The following is a 17,895-nucleotide window of genomic DNA, read 5'->3' on the forward strand; positions in this document are numbered from 1 at the left end:
GATGGGGAATGTCAGAATGGCTCGCGTCTATAACTTCAGTGCCGGTCCTGCGATGCTGCCCGAGGCGGTCTTAGCCCAGGCCCGCGACGAGATGCTCGATTGGCAGGGCAGCGGCATGTGCGTGGCCGAGATGAGTCATCGCGGCAAGGAGTTTATGTCCATCGCCGCCGAGGCCGAGGCCGATCTGCGCGAGCTGCTTGCGATCCCGGCCAATTACAAGGTGTTGTTTCTGCAGGGCGGCGCCTCGCTCCAGTTCGCCATGGTACCCATGAACCTGCTGCGCGGGGCCAAGGGCGCAGACTACATCAACACCGGCTCCTGGTCGAAGAAGGCCATCGCTGAGGCGCGCCGCTATGGCGACGTGAATGTCGCTGCGAGCACCGAGTCGAGCCGGTTCACCCGCGTGCCGGCCCAGGGCGAGCTGAACCTGAGCGCCGATGCCGCCTATGTCCACTACACGCCGAATGAGACCATCGAGGGGGTCGAGTTCCCCTATGTGCCGGAGACCGGAGACACGCCGCTGGTCGCCGACATGTCCTCGACCCTCCTGTCGCGTCCGATCGATGTCTCCAGGTTCGGGCTGATCTATGCCGGGGCGCAGAAGAACATCGGTCCGGCAGGACTGACCCTCGTCATCGTGCGCGAGGACCTGATCGGCCAGACGCTGCCCGGCACACCGACCATGCTCGATTACAAGACCCACGCCGACAACGACTCCATGTACAACACCCCGCCCACCTATGCCTGGTATCTGGCAGGACTGGTGTTCAAGTGGCTGAAGGGGCAGGGCGGTCTGGCGGCGATGGCCGAGATCAATGCGCGCAAGGCCAAGAAGCTCTATGACGCCATCGATGCGTCCGGCTTCTATGCCAATCCGGTCGAGCCGAGCGCACGGTCGTGGATGAACGTGCCCTTCACCCTGGCCAATCCCGAGCTGGACGAGTCCTTTCTCAGGGAGGCCAAGGCGGCGGGCCTGACCACGCTCAAGGGGCATCGCTCGGTCGGCGGGATGCGGGCAAGCCTCTACAACGCCATGCCTGAGGCCGGGGTGGATGCACTGGTGGCCTTCATGCAGGCGTTCGAGCGCCGCTACGGCTGAGGGTGGCGACAATTTTCGAGTCAAGTCCGTCAACGCAGCCGTGCTGGCGCACGATCGCGACCCAGATGGACCTTGGGTAAGACAGTTGTGGTAGGCGAATGCGATCTGGCTCTGGCCAACACCTCAATGATCTGGCGGGGATGCGCATCGAGCAGGCAAAAACCTTCAAAAGGGCAGGTCAATTTTAGATGAACTCGAAAAAACGAACAGGTATCAAAGAAGCGATTCAAGCCCTCTTGGTCTTGGTGGCGACGGGCCTGCTGTCGTCGCTGCCCGCCCAGGCTCAACTCGGCGGTCCGCCCGAACCGAGGTACGACGATTGGCTCGGTCGTCAGGCCGCGGCTATTCAACGCGGCATCGATTCGGGCGAGCTGACGCGCCGTGAGGGCCGGGCGCTGAGACGTGAGCAGGACGAGGCGCGACAATTCATGCGTGACCTACGCCATGATGGCTATCCGCCGCATGAGGCGCATCGCCTGATCGAGCGACGTCTGGGGCGTTTGGATCGGCGTATCCGCGATCTGTCGAACAACAACGAGGTGGCGCCGCATTATCGTGAACCCCCGCCACCCTATGATGGCCGGCCTGAACCGCCGCCCCCGGGCTATGACGGTCGCCGTGGTCCTCCGCCGCTTTGATCAGAGCGTCCAGCACGCCACGGATGGCGACTCAGAAGGGGTTGTAATGGGCGCGCTCGGTGAAATCCATGTAGCCCGCGCTCACGCCTTGGCGCCAACCGACCCCGAGACGGATGGGTGCAATGACGGTATCGCCCGATTGCAGATAGTTCACGCCCACGCCGCCGACGAAGTAGAGGCTCCCCTCGACGCCGGGAAAACGCCGGAACAGATACTCCTCGCTTGGCAGTCGATAGACGAGGATGAAGACCTTGGCGACGTTGACCCCAAGATCCAGACCGATTGAGGGGCCTTGCCAGAAGACGGGTCGATTCTGAATCCGGCGGGTACTCAGCACGCCGCGCCCATAACGCAATCCCACGCCGAATGCCGCCCCGAACTCCTCGCCGGCGATATAGCCGTTGGGTTCGCCCTGGTCGCGAAAGATCCTCTGCACCGCCAGTGCCAGGTTCTCGGCCCCCTGACCGAAAAAGGACTCCACCCTGGTCAGGATCTCCTGCTCATTGTAGGTGTCTTGGCTGCCCTGATAGGCGGAAGACGCCTCACTCTGGTAGCCTCCTCGAGAGGTCCCTGGAGCCGGCGGCTGATACCCGCCCTGGTCAGGGTACCCGCGCTCGTCGAGCGGATAGGCGGACTGTGCCTGAACGTTCAGGGCATAGGTCATCATCCAGAGCAATCCGACTGCAATCAGTCGTGTCATCATGCCCCCTTGGTCTCGGTGGCTCGGTGGCCGTGGATTGGGTTCTTCGTGCGACCAAGTCTAGGTGTCTGGGTCCGGAGCGGCAAGCGAAGTCGGATGGGGCGGGTTTTTGCAACCGGCTTTGGTAGACTCCGCATCTAGCCCAAGCCCGTCCAACCGGAGCACTTGATCATCATGCACCGCACCAGCGGCCTTCTGCTTCATCCGACCTCGCTGCCGAGTCCCCATGGCATCGGTGATCTGGGTCCGAGTGCCCGTCAGTTCATCGATTTCCTTGCCGCGGCCGGTCAGGGGCTGTGGCAGATGCTGCCACTGGGTCCGACTGGTTATCGCGACTCGCCCTATCAATGTCTCTCGGCCTTTGCCGGCAATGCCTTGCTGATCAGTCCAGACGAACTTCTGAGGCTTGGCTGGTTGCAGGACTCGGATCTAGAGGGGCGACCGGACTTTCCCCAAGAGCAGGTCGATTTCGGGTCTGTCGCGCCCTGGAAGTCCCGGCTGTTGGAATCGGCCTGGATGGGATTCGTCGAGCGCGCAAGCGAAGGCGACCGTGCCTGGTATGCGCATTTCTGCGAGCGCGAGGCCTTTTGGCTCGACGACTATGCCCTCTATCACGCGCTCAAGACCCAGCATGAACTGCGTCCCTGGACTGACTGGGAGCCAGCCCTCGCCCAGCGCGATCCGGTTGCGCTGGCCGAATGGTCCGAGCGTCACCGCGACGCGATCGAACTCCAGCGGTTTATCCAATATGTCTTCCATCGTCAGTGGTCGGCATTGCGCGACTATGCGCGCGCGCGCGGCGTGCGTCTGATCGGCGATATCCCGATCTTTGTCGCCCACGATTCCAGCGAGGTCTGGACCCATCCCGAGTGGTTCGAGCTCGACGAGAGGGGGAATCCGACCGTGATCGCCGGGGTGCCACCGGATTATTTCAGCACCACCGGACAGCGCTGGGGCAATCCGCTCTATCGCTGGCCGGTACTGGCCGCCGACGGCTATCGTTTTTGGGTCGAACGTCTGCGCCGGGCGCTGGAACTGGTCGATCTGGTGCGCATCGATCATTTCCGTGGCTTTGCCGGGTATTGGGAGATCCCGGCGAGCGAGGAGACGGCGATCAATGGGCGCTGGGTACCAGGTCCGGGACTGGAACTCTTCCAGGCCCTGCAGTCCGCCCTGGGCGAGAACCTACCACTGATCGCCGAGGATCTTGGGGTCATCACCCCGGACGTCGAGTCCTTGCGCGACACCCTCGGGCTGCCTGGAATGGCGGTGCTGCAATTCGGCTTCGAGGATTTGGAGGATGGCTTTGGCGGTTCGTACTTCCTGCCGCACCATCATCGTCGGCAGCTGGCTGTGTATACAGGGACGCACGACAACAACACCTTGCTCGGCTGGTGGTCGGAGCGCACCGAGCCTCTGCGCGCTCAGGTGCTGGCCTATCTCAATAGCGACGGTCGGGCGGTCAACTGGGACTGCATCCGCGTTGCGCTCGGCTCGGTGGCCGATCTGGCGATCTTTCCCATGCAGGATGTGCTGGACCTGGGTTCGGAAGCCTGCATGAACCGTCCGGGCACGACCGAGGGCAACTGGGTGTGGCGCTATCGCGCCGATCAGCTCGATCCGGCGGTGGCCGAGCGGCTGCTCAGGCTCAGTCGCCTCTATGGCCGTCGGCCCTATGAGCCGGGTTGATCTCCCGCTATGGCTCGGCACTGAGATAGGCGATCCAGGCCTCGTCCGGCTCGCCGCGCTCGACCGGGACGAACCATCCGTCCGGCTCGTCATGCGCGTCCCAACCCTGCCAATAGACCTGGACCCTGGAGAAACCGGCCGCATCGAGCAACTCGCGGAGCTCGGGGAGTGTCCAGAGACGCCAGTCGTAGCTGAAGGCGCGTTCGAGGCTAGAGCCGTCGTCGAAGCGAAAATGGATATGACAGCGCTGGCGGCCAGTGATGGGATCGAGGTCGGCGCGCTCCCAGATATAGTCGAAGCCATCGCCCAGCGGGTCATGGATGCGCCGAGTCTCGGTGCCGAGCCGGAGCGATTCCGGGCCGCCGTGGGCGTCGAGCACCAGGAGTCCTGTTGGCGGTAGGAGCGCGCGCACGCGCTGGAAATAGGTGAGCAGCGCCTGACGAGTATGCAACAGCCAGTAGCTGAAGTTCAGCGCAACCACAAGCTCGGGCCTGGGGGTCTTGACGCTCAGGACATCGCCGCGGATGAGCCTGACCCGGGCGCGTTGCTCGGTGCTCAGGGGTCTGAGGTTGTGCCGTCTTCCCCAGTCGAGCGCCTCGGGGTCGAGATCCACCCCCCAGGCGCGGTTGTCCGCCCGCCGACGCACCCATTCGGCACAGAGGGCCGCTGTGCCGCAGAAGTCCTCGCGCAGTGCTCGCGCCAAGCGTCCATGCCGCTCCTCAAAGATCCGATCGATCAGGTCGATCTCGGCGACCGGATTCTGGACCGCCAGCTGATAGAGTCGAAAGCGATCGCATTCACCGTGACTCACTTGAGGATCAGACGTGCGTTAAGTTCCTGGATCGGACGATTGTTGGGATGCCCGATCACATGGGCGAACTGAGCGATCTGCTTAGGCGAGGCCGTGATCGGATGTTTCATGACCAGCCAGAGCACGCCCTCGGAGCAGGGCGGGGTGGTCAGCGAGCCATTGAAGCGATAGTAGTCGCGATTAGCCGGTAGTAGATCCTCAGCTGAAACCTCGGTGGATAGATGGACTGTGGTGTTGGGGTGATCCGGCATCGCTGACCAGGCCTTGGCCAGGGCAAGGTTCTCGATACCGCGCTCGATCATGACCGCGATCACGGCCAGATGGCCCTCTTTGTCGGCATGAACCAGATGCGCCTCCATCGGGAATTCTTGGCCAGCGATGTGGTTTTCGCTTGGAGTATGGAAGTGGAACTGCTTGAGCTCGTAGTTGTGTCCGTCGATGGTGATGGTACTGCCGGCATCGTATTCGATCTGGATGGTGTGGCCGTTGTTGACCTCGTCATGCCCGCCAGGCTTGTAGTGAAAACCGATCGGCGGCAGTTTGGAGTCCACGAAGTTTTTCAGATCGATGGGTGACTGGTTCTTGCCGCGTTTGCAGAGTTCGAAGTCAGGGTCGAGATCGCCCCAGTGTTCCGGCCCCTCGGGGCCGACATAGTCCCAATGCACGGAATGGCCGTGCTCATCCGCGAGAACCGAAGCGCCGGCGGCAAGGGCCAGGGTGAAGGCAAGGGTGGGCAACAATGGCTTGTTCATAGACCCTCCGCAAGGAAACCCGCGACTTGAGTCGCGGGAGGAATGGCGGGTGCGCGAAGCGCACCATGTGGTGTATAATGCAGTGTGGTCTCCGGGCGCACGCCGACTGCAACGCCAGTCGAAACCTGGCCCGGATTGGCAGCGGCGCCCCGCTGCCAAGGGCGGCTGTAAACACGCCCAATGTTGGGGATGTGGTCAACCATGTTTGCTGCGTCTTACAATAAAGCCTTCGACTTCAGTCGAGGGTTGTTTACGGCGATGACTCGCTCGGTTGGATGTAAAGAGACCTGATTGCCGCGCATCGAGCCGAATCAGCCAGGTCCGTGAAATATCGATTATAGTCAGGGGCAGTGATCGATCGACAGGCGACAAGGGCGGTCGCTTTTCAACGTGCTGAACCGGACCCGCCGCGTCGGCGCAGACCGCTGACTAGCGCCTGGGCCTGGGTCGGGTCTTCGGGCCAGTGATGCTTGGGATAGCGTCCGCGCAGTTCCTTGCGTACCTCGGCATAGCCGCGCGCCCAGAACCCGGCCAGGTCCTGAGTGACCTGCATCGGGCGCCGGGCGGGCGAGAGCAGGTGCAGGAGCAGGGGCAGTCGCCCTTGGCACAGGCGCGGGGTGTCGTTCAGTCCGAACAGCTCCTGGAGTGGGACAGCGAGGATCGGTGTCTCGCCACTGAGATAGTCGATCGGGCGACTGTTGCCCGCCGGGGTGACGAAGCGGCGGGGTAGCTCGCAATCGAGCCGCTGGCGCTGCTCCCAGCTCAGTTGGTCGAGTAGGATGGCGTTTAGGTCGAGCCGGCGCACCTCCGATAACCTGGTCTTGCCGGCGATCCAGGGACCGAGCCAATCGTCCAGACGTTCGCGCAAGGCGGCGTTCGAGAGATCGGGCCAGTCGCCATCCGGATCATACCGCCGGGCCAAGGCCACCCGGGCCTGGAGCTGGCGCGCGGAGTCCGACCAGTCGAGCGCCTCATCGAAGTGCTCGCGGATGTACTCCAGCAAATGGCTTTCGGCCTCGTCCTCGGGTCTGAGCGCGACCGGGCGCGATTCCAGTACGATAGACCCAATCCGGGTGATAGCGCGACAGGCCAGGGCCGCGCGTTCGGTGTCCCAGAAGAGCTCGCGGCACGATTCCAGATGCCCGGCCAGCGTGGTGCGCAGCTCGTCCTCACCGATCGGCAGAGCCGACTGGATGCGCCCATCGCGACCACGCGCATCGATCGTTGCCACGACCAGATAGGGATGAATGGCGAGTGCATCGTCGCGGGGCAGCGCAGCGCCTGTGCCTGTGGCCAACAGATAGCGCTCGTCGGCCCCGGCGCGCCGCTGGGCGATGCGATCCGGATAGGCGCGGGCGAGCAGGGCGCCTGGGGTACGCCCTTGGCTGGTCTCCGCCGGGCGCGCGCCGACAGAGGCTGCGCGCTCGGCCAGACGGTGCAGTTGTCGCGCCGCGCGTTCGATCGCATTGAGCCGCTGCTGATCTACACCCGCCGGTATGCCTCGCCGCTCGCGTGCCGCACGCAGGGCCGAAAGCCGCAGACCGAGATCGACCGGACGCGTGCGTCCAGTCTCGGGCAGGAAGGGATCGCGTTCCGCGAGCAACGCACAGAGATCGGCCGCCGTCTGCCGTTCATCCGGCGTAGCACTGAGCAGCATGACCCCAAGTCGGGGATGGACTGGGAGCTCGGCCAGGGCGCGTCCCAGCGGTGTGATCGCGCCGCGCCGGTCGAGCGCGCCGAGCCTGTGCAGGAGGTCGAGTGCCTGGTTCCAGGCCGGCGCGGGTGGGGGGTCGATCCAGCTCAGCGCCTCCGGATCCTTGACACCCCAGATCGCCAGCTCCAGCGCCAGCGACGCGAGATCGGATTCGAGGATCTCAGGTGTGCGCCGCTCGGGTCGTCCGACCTCCTGGGCCCGGGTCCAGAGTCGCCAGCAGACACCAGGGGCCAAACGCCCAGCACGTCCGGCACGCTGATCGGCGCTGGCGCGTGGGATGGGCTCGGTCACCAACCGGGTCAGACCCGAGCCTGGGTCAAAGCGTGGCTTGCGTGCCAGGCCCGAGTCGAGCACCACCCGGATGCCCTCGATGGTCAGGCTGGTCTCGGCCAGATCCGTGGCCAGGATCAAACGCCGCCGTCCACGACCGTCCGGGCGCAGCGCTCGATCCTGCTCCGCCGACGACAGCGCGCCATGCAGCGGCAGGATCTCGAGGTTCGACCCCGCAACAGCGGCCAGGGCCTCACGTGCCCGTTCGATCTCAGGCGCACCGGGCAGGAAGGCCAGGATGTCGCCCGTCTCTTGCACCAGCGCCTGACGCGCCGCCGCGACCAGGGCGTGCACCGGATCTCTGTCCGGGGTGCGCTCGGCATAGCGGATCTCGACCGGAAAGGTCCGACCCTCGGCATGCAGGATCGAGGCGTCGCCCAGGAGCTCTGCAACGGGTTCGGCCTCCAAGGTCGCCGACATGACCAGGAGACGCAGATCGGGTCGCAGACCGCGCACGCTGTCCAGCGTCAGCGCGAGCCCCAGATCCGAGTTCAGACCGCGCTCATGGAACTCGTCGAAGATCACCAGCCCGACCCCGTCCAGTGTCGGATCGCTCTGCAGACGTCGCGTCAGGATGCCCTCGGTGACGACCTCGATCCGGGTGCGCGGACCGAGGCGACGCTCGAAGCGGATCTGATAGCCGACCCGTTCCCCCAGGGGCTCGCCGAGTCGTTCAGCCATCCGTGCCGCCGTCATCCGGGCCGCTGGACGGCGCGGCTGGAGCATCAGGATCCGCTGACCGGCCAGCCAGGGTTCGTCCAACAGGGCCAGGGGTACGCCGGTCGACTTGCCTGACCCCGTCGGGGCCTGGAGTACCCCATGCCCCTGACGCAACGCGGCGCGCAGGTCGTCTAGGATGGTATCGATGGGGAGTGGATCGAGAGGGGGCATGTGGATTCAATAGGGTGACAAGTCCGGCAGCTCGGCGAGCGCTGTCTATACTGAAATTAGGTCAACCAACTGGACCCGACCCTCATGGCACGTCTGCCTCGTTTCATCATGCCCGGCTATCCGCAGCACGTCATCCAGCGCGGCAACAATCGTCAGCGGATCCTGTTCGAGGAGGATGACTACTGGTTCATCTGGGACAAACTCGGCATGGCTGCCGAGAAGTTCCAGTGCGATATCCACGCCTATGTGCTGATGCCCAACCACTTCCATCTGCTGCTGACGCCCTATGTAGAAAACGGCATCGGCAAGCTGATGCAGTACGTCGGGCGTTATTATGTCCAGTATTTCAACAGTCGCCACGAGCGGCGCGGCACACTCTGGGAGGGGCGCTATCGCGCCACCTTGATCGACCCCAGACATTATCTGCTGAGGGTTGCGCATTATATCGAGTCTAACCCGGTGCGCGCCGGTCTGGTGGACGCCCCTGCCGACTATGGTTGGTCGAGCTATGGCAGCAACGCCTTGGGCCTCGAGGATCGGCTCATCAGGCCGCATCCGGAATATGAGCGTCTGGGCCGCAGCGCCAAGGCCAGGCGTGAACGCTATGCCGCGGAGGCCGCCCAACCGCTCGACGAGGCCATGCTCAAGCGGATTCGCGATTCGACCAACAAGGCCTGGGCGCTGGGCGGACCTGAGTTCTGCCAGGAGATCGAGGGTCTGCTCAACCGTCGCGCCCTGCCGCGTCCGCGCGGGGGTGATCGGCGTTCTGAGGCCTATCGGCGCAGTGCCGGCTTGCTGTGAGGTCTGGTCGAGATGACGCTGGATCGCTCACTGATCCATTCGCCCACCGAGTCGGACGAATCCTTCATCGAGGAAGGCTGTTTCATCCTGGAGATCTGGAATCGGCCCGAGGATCCCGCCCTGTCGATCGCGCGTGCCCGGGTCGGGCCGGGCGAACGCACGCGGCTGCATCGGCTCGTCGGTGTGGTCGAGCGCTATCTGATCCTCGCAGGGACTGGAATGCTGGAGGTCGAGGGTCTCGCACCCCAACGGGTCGGCCCGGGCGATCTGGTCTACATCCCGTCCAGCGCCGCGCAGCGCATCGAGAACGACGGCGACCGAGATCTGATCTTTCTGGCCCTGTGCACCCCGCGCTTTACCCCGGAGGTCTATCAGGACATCGAGTCCGCCTGACGAATGGGTCGTCACACGCGCACCATGACGCAAAGGACGCTAAGATGACAGACTTCAAGCCTCAGCCGCTGACCGACGATCGTCCAGTCCACCCGTGTCGAGAACACCCAAAACGCTTCCCCCGCCCATCGAGGTCGAGATCCAAGCCCTAACCCATGAAGGCCGCGGCCTGACCCGCATCCAGGGCAAGACCGTGTTCGTCGATGGCGCCCTGCCCGGCGAGCGCGTGCGTCTGCGCTATACCCGGATCCAGCGCCGCTTCGACGAGGCCGAGGTCGAGGAGGTCTTGAGGGCCGCGCCCGATCGCGTCGCGCCTCGCTGCATCCACTTTGGCGTCTGCGGCGGCTGTGCGCTTCAGCATGTGCATCCCGAGGCCCAGATCCGCCTCAAGCAGGAGGGACTCAAGGATGTCCTCGAACGCATCGGTCAGGTGACGCCCGAACGCTGGCTCGAGCCGCTCACCGCTGAACCCTGGGGCTATCGCCGCAAGGCACGGCTCGGGGTACGTCATGTCGTCAAGAAGGGGCGCACCCTGGTCGGCTTTCGCGAGCGCCGCAATCGCTTCCTGGCCGATCTGCGCCGCTGCGAGGTGCTGCACCCGCAGGTCGGCACGCGCCTGGAGGCCCTGGCGGCGACCATCGAGACCCTGAGCATCCGCGACCAGGTCCCCCAGATCGAGATGGCGATGGGCGATGGACCCTGTGTGCTGGTGTTCCGCGTCATGCAGACGCCGAAGCCCGAGGACGAGGTGCGCCTGCTCGAACTCGGACGACGCGAGGGCTTCCATCTCTATCTCCAGGATGGCGGCGTCGACAGCATCCGGCCGCTTCCAGGGCAGGAGGTCAGGCTGAGTTATAGCCTGCCCAACCACGGCGTCGAGATCGGTTTTCTGCCGAGCGATTTCACCCAGGTCAATCTGGAGCTCAACCGACGCCTGGTCGATCAGGCGCTCGATCTGCTCGACCCCGGGCCGAGGGATAGGGTGCTGGATCTGTTCTGCGGACTGGGCAATTTCACCCTGCCGCTGGCGCGCCGTTCGGCTGAGGTTGTCGGCGTCGAGGGCGATGCCGGACTGGTCGAACGCGCGCGGGCCAACGCCGAGCGCAATGGGCTGTCCAAGGTGCGGTTCTATGTCGCCGATCTCCAGTCTGAGCTCAGTGCCGAGGCCCCCTGGACCCGACAGCGTTTCACCAAGGCCCTGATCGATCCGCCGCGCAGCGGTGCCTGGGAGGTACTCGACTGGCTACCGCGTCTGGGCGTCGAACGCCTGGTCTATGTCTCCTGCTATCCGGCCACACTGGCGCGCGACGCCGACCGGCTGGTCAACACCCTTGGTTATCGACTGCGCGCAGCAGGTGCGATGGACATGTTCCCACACACCAGTCATGTCGAGTCGATGGCGCTCTTCGAGCGCTAGGGTGCGATCCTCGTTTTGGCCTTGTTGAGCACGATCCCGAGGCACTTCTCGCCGAACAGCTCGTCGGCATGATCGAGTTGCTTACGACTGACCTTGCCGTCCTCCACCACCAGCATCACGGCGTCGACATGGGGCAAGCAGGCGATGACGTCGTCACCCGCGAACAGTGGTGGCATGTCAAACAAGATCAAACGATCCTCGTAGCGGCCCTTCAGCTCCTCGACCCGCTTTAAGACGCGCGGCGATAAGAGTACTTCCGAGGAGTGTCGGGTGCGCTTGCCGCCCGGCAGGATCAGGAGTCGCTCGAGGCCGGGGGCGAGGAGCACCTCGGCCAGTTCGACCTCTCCGGCCAGATACTCGATGAGTCCAGGCAAGTCGCGTCCCGTGAAAGAGCGCCCGATCGAGGGATGCCTCAGGTCGAAGTCGACCAGCAACAGGGGCTGGTTGAGGTCGCGTGCCAGACGGATCGCCAGGTTGATCGCGATCGTGGTCTTACCATCGCCGCGCCCTGGGCTGGTGATGGCCAGGGTCCGGTGTGACTTGGCGCGCATTTGGTGCAGGATCTGGGTGCCCAGGACCTTGTAGGCATCGCCCGCACCCGCGTGCAGTCCGACCGCCACCCGCTGCCCCTCGAGCACCAGGATGCCTTCATCTCGGAGCGCGCCTGGATCGATCACTACCCGCGCCTTGTGGGTGTAGCGGATCTGGACGCCGGATCCATCGGTCTCCCGGGGTACTGTCGCGGGCGGCGTGCGGACGGATGGTGGCTCGGGCTGTGGCTGGATGACGCGCTGCCGGTCAGCCCAGGCGCGCTCCATAGCCTTCCTTAATCGTTCCATGACGCGATCTGCTCGTCTGAAGCCTTCAATTCCAGGATCTCAATTCAGCCATCCAGGCACGGCGACGTCGATCCGGCGCATGAGCACAAACCAGAGCACATCGAGCGGCATCACGCGCCAGTGGAAGACTGCCGTCGCGGTGAGCACGAGCATCAGGATGACGCTGGTCAGGGTATAGGTGCGCTTCAGGCGTGCCTGGCGGTTGCGCGCCGTCTCGATAGAGGGCACCACCGCCAGCAGAGGTATCCGCGTCGCCATCCGGATGGCGCGTGTGCCGTACAGTCCCTTGTCGAGACGCTCCATCAGCGCCAGGTTGCCCAAGCCGCCTGCGATGGCAAGCGCAAACCCGAGCATCAGGATCGCCAGTCGATTGGGTTTGTAGGGCGTTTCAGGCACCAGGGGCGGTTCGATCAGCAAGAGGCGTTCGCCCTTGTGGTCGTGTTCGAGCGATTCGGCCAGCTCGGCTTGCAGACTCTTCTCGCGGATCTCGCGATATTTGGACAGGGCGTGCTCGTAGTCGCGCGTGAGCGCGCGATATTCCTGCTCGACCCGAGTCGCCTTGGTGAGGCGATCCTCATGGGCGCGCCATTCTTCCTCAAGTTTGACGCGCAGGGCCTTGAGCGCCTCGATCTCGATTTGTACGGCATCGAGCTTGGTGTGCAGCCGGATGTAGTCCGGATTGTTGGCGCCCGCTTGCAGCGCGCGTTGATCGCCCATGACCCTGTGGGCTTGGAGGTCCTCCAGAGGGGCCTCGATCGATCCCCCCTCTTGGGGAGCATCGATGTTGGGGCTGAGCTGGGCGAGCTCGGACTCCAGATCGTGTGCCTGCTGCTGGAGTGCGCGGATCGTCTGCTCATTTTCGCGCAGCCGCTCCTCGGCGCGGCGCAGGAGTGCCGCCAGTTCGGGAAAATTGTCGCTGGATTCTTTTTTGAAGGTCTCCAGCCTGGCCTTCAGTGTGCGGATCTCGGCGCCGAGCCACTCGGCCTCGGTCTTAAGAAAGGTGGTCGCCTCGTTCGTAGCTACCGCGCGAAGTTTCAGGTTCTCGTTCAGAAAGAGCGACACCAGTTCATTGGTCACTTGCTGGGCGATACTGGCCGAACCGTCCTCGAACGACAGCGAGAAGGCAATGCTGGCTTTTGGACGTCCACTCTGTGGATCCAGGACATCGGCGCTGATCATGTCGAGCTTGATGTGTTTGCGCATCTCCTCGACGGCCATCTGGATGCCCTCGCGGCGGTGGATGTCGGGATAGAGGTCGTAACGCTCGATCAGGGTGCTCAGATTGCTCGTGGTCATCACCCGCTGGCCGATGACCTGGATGCGCTGGTCGGCCCTGACCGGTTCGGGAGGGATCTCCTGAGGTTCGATGAGGAGGCTGGCTGTAGATCGATAGGTGGGTGGGATGAGGAGGGCAGCGAGTGTGGCGATCACGAACAGGATGAAGGCGGGTACAATGGCCTGCCATTTGCGGCGCCTAATGATCGCAATGTAGTCGTCCAGCCTGAGGCGTTGCTCTGCCACGAATCAATCCTGACCTTCGCGCCATCTTTCATGATGCGCCCTGGCGTCTCTGGGGATGGGTCTGACGGATAGATGGCGTGGATGCAGGAAGACGTCTCCCCAGCCGAATTGAAACAGCAAAGTATGGCCTGAGTTGGATCGTCGTCGTGAAATTAAAAGCAAGACCGCCACCCCCTCGTGGTGGCGCGTCCTCTACTCTAGGGACGGGGCCTCAATAGCCCGGAGGCGGGCGCCGTCCACCGTAAGGCATGGGCATATCCGGGCCTGGACCATAACCCGGACCATAGCCGGGAGGCGGCGGGGGCGGTCCATAACCGCCGCCTCCCGGACCTTGCCTCGGTCCCCAACCCTGATTGCCGCCGCCCTGGCCTGGCCCCCAACTCTGGTTGCCGCCACCCTGACCCTGGCCTGGCCCCTGACCTTGAGATCCACCCTGACCCTGCCCCGGTCGTTGGCCTTGGCCCATGCCTGGGCCCGAACCCTGCTGGGGACCCTGACCATAACCATAACCGCCGGGTTGAGCCTGGACACCTGCGGGCAGAGTCAGGGCCAGGGTGGCCGTCAGGGCGACACTCGATACATATAAACCGACCTTGTACATAATTTAGACCTCACAATGAGACTTGTTCGTCGTTGTCGCAAACCTGCTCGGCGCAAATCCGAGACCCTGGAGTCGTGGTTTAGCCGAGAAACTCGGCGGTCAGTGCATACTGCTCGCGCATGACATTGCTCTCATCGAGCGCTTCGTTTTCCATCATGGCACAGCTGACCGCCATGCGTGCCTGAACGGCCGCCTTCCAGGCACGATTCTGCCGCTCGGTCGTGAGTTCATCCGGCGTCAGTGCAGCGGCGGCGGCCGCCGCGACGAAATGATCGGCCTGTGCCATCCAGTCGGTATCCTTTCCGCAATCAGTATAGCTCTTGACGGCATAGGCGTGGGCCACCCTGAAGGCATCTTCCAGCTCGGCAAGTGAGACCCCGTCCATGAGTCCGGTATGGATGGCGCGCTTGACGCGCTCGTCGCGGCTCAAATTCATGACCTGGTGTGCGAACCGGCAACCGAGCTGTCGTTGCTGGTCCGGGTTGAGACGATTGAGTGCCGCGCGGAGATCCTGGTCGTTGTCGATCGTGGCCATGGGTCGAGTCCTCACCTCAGCCAAGGGTTATAGATGTTCAGCCAATGCATCTCAGCAAATTCTTCGCTCGATCACATTGACTTGGGTCACCTTGGGCTGCATCGAGCGGTCTGGAACGAGGTAGCTAAACCCGGTAGCAAAATCCAGGGGGTTTAAGATTGCAAGGGTGCCGGGATCTTGATGTATAATGCGAGACTTATCGAGCGACAGGGATGGTGGCTCCGAGCCTGCTTGGGCAAAGAGTCGTCAGTGTCGAGCCCCTCACGGAGAGGTGTCCGAGTGGTTTAAGGAGCACGCCTGGAAAGTGTGTATAGGTTAATAGCCTATCGAGGGTTCGAATCCCTCCCTCTCCGCCATTCAATTGCAATATCTCCTTGAAAATTCAGACCCTCTCGTCGAGGGTCCAAGCGACGAACCTGGCTAGAACTCGACCGCCAGCTGTGCAGTGAAGGTGTTGCCCGACTCGCCGGTACCACCGGCGCGGGTGTTGTAGTCATGATCACGCGCCCATTCGAGCCCGAGCGAGGTACGATCGAAAATCTCGGTCGACCAGCCGAGCAGCCAGCGCTCCTTGGGCAGTTCGAGCGCCAGCGCCTCGCGCGTGCCCTGATAGCCCGCCGCCACCATCGATTCGGCGCCCAGGAGCGTGAAGCTGTAGCCGGCTTCGATGTTCCAGGCCGAAGGACGCGCTCCCTCGCCCTTGAAGTCCAGGCTGATCGGGTCGAAGGCGTCGGACGCCGACAGATATTCGCCGATGAGGCTAAAGGGACCGAAGCTCGCGGTCGCGTTGAGGGTCCAGCCGGCGGTGCGCTCGGTCGGATCGATGCTCAGGCTCGGGTCGACCTCGGCGGCGCCGACCCGGTTGTCGTTGATGATCTCATGTAGGCTGTCCGAGTCACCGAGGTCGTTGATATAACCGGTACCCACCGACCAGGCCCAGTCATCGCCTTCCTGCACAAACCCGAGATTGGCGCCCCAACCCTGGATCCGATCCTTCCCCTTGACCTTGTTGTCGCCATTGAAGACATAGACACCACCCGAGAGGCCGCTGTGCTCGAAACCCAGTTGCAGCGCCGTCTCGCGTGTCTCGCCGATCTCCAGTGTCAGCGGATCGGAGACCAGATTGGTCTCATAGACCCCGAAGGGCACATAGACCTGACCGGCGGTGAGGAACAATGGCGAGACATCGGGGTTGGCGAGCGTCAGATAGGCGGTGTCGACCTCGAGATCGGTCTCGTCCTGCTCGTAAAGGAAGGAGATCCCGGCCTCGACCCAGTCTTTGAGCTGGGAGCGGATGCCCAATTCGGCCGTGGCCAGTCGGATGTCGCTCTCGCTGTCACCCTCGTAGGCTGAGCGATCGCTGGCCTCGACCTCGATCAGACCTGTGATCTCGATGTCGAGATGACGATACCAAGCAGGCACTGAGTCAGTCTCAGCCTGCTTAGCCTGCTTGTGGTCGAGCGATTCATCGAGACGTTCGAGACGCTTGGGTTCGCCCGTGGCCTGGACGGTTGCGGCGGCGAGCATGAGTGTGATGGCGGTGGAGACTGGTTGGATTCTCAAGGGTCGTTCTCCTGGTCGAGTCGATGTCGATCAAGTGGACAAAGTTAAGGTGCGTAAAACATATCTGCTTAAATAATGAAAATAATTATCAATATGATATATGGCGGACGACACAGGTTGTAAAGTCCTGGCGTCATGAGGGTTGGGATAATGATGTCCCGGACGATTAGTGGCTGGGAGCGCCGGCAGGATCAGGGCAGTCGGCGAATGGCCTCGAGGGCTGTTTCGTAGCGTTGACGAAGCTCTTCGGGTAGTTTGGAATCCTTGGCACCCTGGCAGCCGCCGGCCGCTTGCAGTCGCGCGAGGAAATCACTTTCGAGCCGGGCCTGCGCGCGACGATAGCCGCGCTCGGGAAAGAAGTCATCCTGGACCGTGAGCACGGTCGTGCGTAGCTTGCCTACGATGAGCTTGTTGAGGTTCTCAGTCCGCCGTCCGGAGACCTCGCCCCGGCAGCGGCTGTAATAGGCGTCGAGATCGGCGGCGGCCTCGACCGCCTCCACCAGCAGGGCTTGCGTCTCGGCGTCGAGCTCGGATCTGGCCATGACCGCCGGCAGGCTAAGCAGGCCGCCGATCAACAGCCCGATCAGATAGCCACCCCAGGGTTGCTGTCGCTCGCCAGCAGGGGCATGGATTCTGGATGTCGGGGTGTCGGCTTTGCTTTGCACGATGATCCTCAGCTAGCTGCGTCCGTATACGGGGATGGCCGCCCCAGTGATGCCGCGCGACAGGTCTGACGCCAGAAAGACGATGACGTCGGCCAGGGCATCCAGTCCAACCCAGTTGGAAGGATCCTGGTCGGGCATGGCCGCGCGGTTCTGGGGCGTGTCCAGGGTACCTGGCAGGACGCAGTTTACCCGGATTCCGTTCGATTTGAGTTCATCGGCAAGCGTCTCGGTGAGGGTGACGACGGCGGCCTTGGAGATGCAGTAAGGCCCCATGTGGCCGAGGCCACGCAGGGCCGCGCGCGCGGCAACATTGACGATGGTGCCCTGACCAGCCGCCAACAGCTTCGGCACCACCGCGCGCGCGCAATGGAAGGCGGTGCGGGCGTTGAGGTCGAGCATGGCGTTCCAGTCGGCGTCGGTCGTGTCCTGGATCGCCGGTCCCATCCTGAAGCCACCGGCGATGTTGATCAGACCCTGGATGGCACCGAAATGGCCTTCGACCTGCTCGACCATGGCCGTGACCTGTTCCGAGTCGAGCAGATCGACGCTGATGACCAATGACTCGGTGCCGGCTGGCAGTGTCGCCTGGGTGCGGTGCAACGCCTCCGGATTGCGCCCGATCAGGACAGTCCGCGCGCCCTGAGCCGCAAAGGCGCGCGCCGTGGCAGCACCCAGGTTGCCCGAGGCGCCGGTGATGAGGATGGTTTTGTCTTTGAGATCGCGCATGTCGTCGAATCCTTGGATTGAGTATTGGGTGGAAGTCCGCTGTATGATCTAGATCAGACATCACCAGGTGTGGGGGCGCGATGCGCCGACGGACGGTTCCCGAATCATGCGAGTCGGCCCGCTTGTCTTTATGATTACGATCTCGAGCATGGATCGCGCATTAGAATCCCAGGTCGTCGGCCTGGTTGTGCCCCCAGTTTCTGGATATCG

General features: G+C 63.4%; 15 protein-coding genes, 1 tRNA gene and 1 pseudogene. 7 read left to right on the forward strand and 10 right to left on the reverse strand.

All coding sequences use genetic code 11. The features are described from left to right. The first annotated feature begins 16 nt into the window (after positions 1 to 16). Both serC and E6P07_RS00395 read left to right on the forward strand, forming a co-directional pair. Positions 17 to 1,099 (forward strand): 3-phosphoserine/phosphohydroxythreonine transaminase, encoded by a 1,083-nt coding sequence (gene serC / locus E6P07_RS00390; RefSeq protein ID WP_153973785.1) that lies wholly within the window; start codon positions 17 to 19, stop codon positions 1,097 to 1,099. Between the two features lie 188 nt (positions 1,100 to 1,287). Further along, on the forward strand, positions 1,288 to 1,737 hold the full coding sequence (locus E6P07_RS00395; protein WP_153973786.1) for a hypothetical protein: 450 nt from the start codon (positions 1,288 to 1,290) through the stop codon (positions 1,735 to 1,737). 31 nt (positions 1,738 to 1,768) lie between these two features. Here the strand turns inward: E6P07_RS00395 and E6P07_RS00400 are convergent, their stop codons facing one another. Next, on the reverse strand, positions 1,769 to 2,440 hold the full coding sequence (locus tag E6P07_RS00400) for a DUF1134 domain-containing protein (protein ID WP_246172876.1): 672 nt from the start codon (positions 2,438 to 2,440) through the stop codon (positions 1,769 to 1,771). A 159-nt stretch (positions 2,441 to 2,599) separates the two neighbouring features. On the opposite strand from E6P07_RS00400, the pseudogene malQ reads away from it, so the two are divergent. After that, positions 2,600 to 4,126 (forward strand): annotated as a pseudogene (gene malQ, locus E6P07_RS00405) (4-alpha-glucanotransferase); the annotation flags it as partial. Positions 4,127 to 4,133: 7 nt separating this feature from the next. Here malQ and E6P07_RS00410 read toward each other — a convergent pair. The 3 genes from E6P07_RS00410 to hrpB form a co-directional block, all read right to left on the reverse strand. After that, a complete protein-coding gene (locus E6P07_RS00410) occupies positions 4,134 to 4,937 on the reverse strand; it encodes a class I SAM-dependent methyltransferase (protein ID WP_153973787.1) in 804 nt (267 codons plus the stop codon). After that, positions 4,934 to 5,689: a carbonic anhydrase gene (locus tag E6P07_RS00415; RefSeq protein WP_153973788.1), complete on the reverse strand. Its 756-nt coding sequence runs from the start codon at positions 5,687 to 5,689 to the stop codon at positions 4,934 to 4,936. Before E6P07_RS00415 ends, E6P07_RS00410 begins: the two co-directional genes overlap by 4 nt. A gap of 385 nt (positions 5,690 to 6,074) precedes the next feature. Further along, entirely contained in the window at positions 6,075 to 8,624 is a 2,550-nt protein-coding gene (gene hrpB / locus E6P07_RS00420; protein WP_153973789.1) for an ATP-dependent helicase HrpB, read from the reverse strand. Between the two features lie 84 nt (positions 8,625 to 8,708). Here hrpB and E6P07_RS00425 point away from each other — a divergent pair, with 84 nt between their 5' ends. From E6P07_RS00425 to rlmD, 3 genes are all read left to right on the forward strand, one after another. Next, complete coding sequence (locus E6P07_RS00425) at positions 8,709 to 9,425, forward strand: transposase (protein WP_153973790.1); 717 nt, start codon at positions 8,709 to 8,711, stop codon at positions 9,423 to 9,425. Positions 9,426 to 9,437: 12 nt separating this feature from the next. Continuing rightward, entirely contained in the window at positions 9,438 to 9,818 is a 381-nt protein-coding gene (locus tag E6P07_RS00430; protein ID WP_211363135.1) for a cupin domain-containing protein, read from the forward strand. 94 nt (positions 9,819 to 9,912) lie between these two features. After that, entirely contained in the window at positions 9,913 to 11,235 is a 1,323-nt protein-coding gene (gene rlmD, locus E6P07_RS00435; protein ID WP_153973791.1) for a 23S rRNA (uracil(1939)-C(5))-methyltransferase RlmD, read from the forward strand. Here rlmD and E6P07_RS00440 read toward each other — a convergent pair. The 3 genes from E6P07_RS00440 to E6P07_RS00450 form a co-directional block, all read right to left on the reverse strand. Then, a complete protein-coding gene (locus tag E6P07_RS00440) occupies positions 11,232 to 12,074 on the reverse strand; it encodes a CpsD/CapB family tyrosine-protein kinase (RefSeq protein WP_153973792.1) in 843 nt (280 codons plus the stop codon). The genes rlmD and E6P07_RS00440 overlap by 4 nt on opposite strands. Before the next feature lie 39 nt (positions 12,075 to 12,113). Further along, a complete protein-coding gene (locus tag E6P07_RS00445; RefSeq protein WP_153973793.1) occupies positions 12,114 to 13,595 on the reverse strand; it encodes a GumC family protein in 1,482 nt (493 codons plus the stop codon). 680 nt (positions 13,596 to 14,275) lie between these two features. Then, entirely contained in the window at positions 14,276 to 14,731 is a 456-nt protein-coding gene (locus E6P07_RS00450) for a hypothetical protein (RefSeq protein ID WP_153973794.1), read from the reverse strand. 265 nt (positions 14,732 to 14,996) lie between these two features. Between E6P07_RS00450 and E6P07_RS00455 the strand changes: the two genes are divergently transcribed. Then, positions 14,997 to 15,087, forward strand: a tRNA-Ser gene (locus E6P07_RS00455). Positions 15,088 to 15,151: 64 nt separating this feature from the next. Here the strand turns inward: E6P07_RS00455 and E6P07_RS00460 are convergent. From E6P07_RS00460 to E6P07_RS00470, 3 genes are all read right to left on the reverse strand, one after another. Next, positions 15,152 to 16,294 carry an LbtU family siderophore porin gene (locus E6P07_RS00460; protein WP_153973795.1) on the reverse strand — a complete coding sequence of 381 codons (1,143 nt, stop codon included), beginning with the start codon at positions 16,292 to 16,294 and terminating at the stop codon, positions 15,152 to 15,154. A gap of 191 nt (positions 16,295 to 16,485) precedes the next feature. Continuing rightward, entirely contained in the window at positions 16,486 to 16,959 is a 474-nt protein-coding gene (locus E6P07_RS00465; RefSeq protein ID WP_153973796.1) for a hypothetical protein, read from the reverse strand. A gap of 12 nt (positions 16,960 to 16,971) precedes the next feature. Beyond that, the gene (locus tag E6P07_RS00470) at positions 16,972 to 17,685 is read right to left on the reverse strand and encodes an SDR family NAD(P)-dependent oxidoreductase (RefSeq protein ID WP_153973797.1); all 714 of its coding nucleotides are present in this window, start codon (positions 17,683 to 17,685) and stop codon (positions 16,972 to 16,974) included. Positions 17,686 to 17,895 lie beyond the last annotated feature (210 nt).

This window comes from Thermochromatium tepidum ATCC 43061, from assembly GCF_009664085.1.
Taxonomy (GTDB): domain Bacteria; phylum Pseudomonadota; class Gammaproteobacteria; order Chromatiales; family Chromatiaceae; genus Thermochromatium; species Thermochromatium tepidum.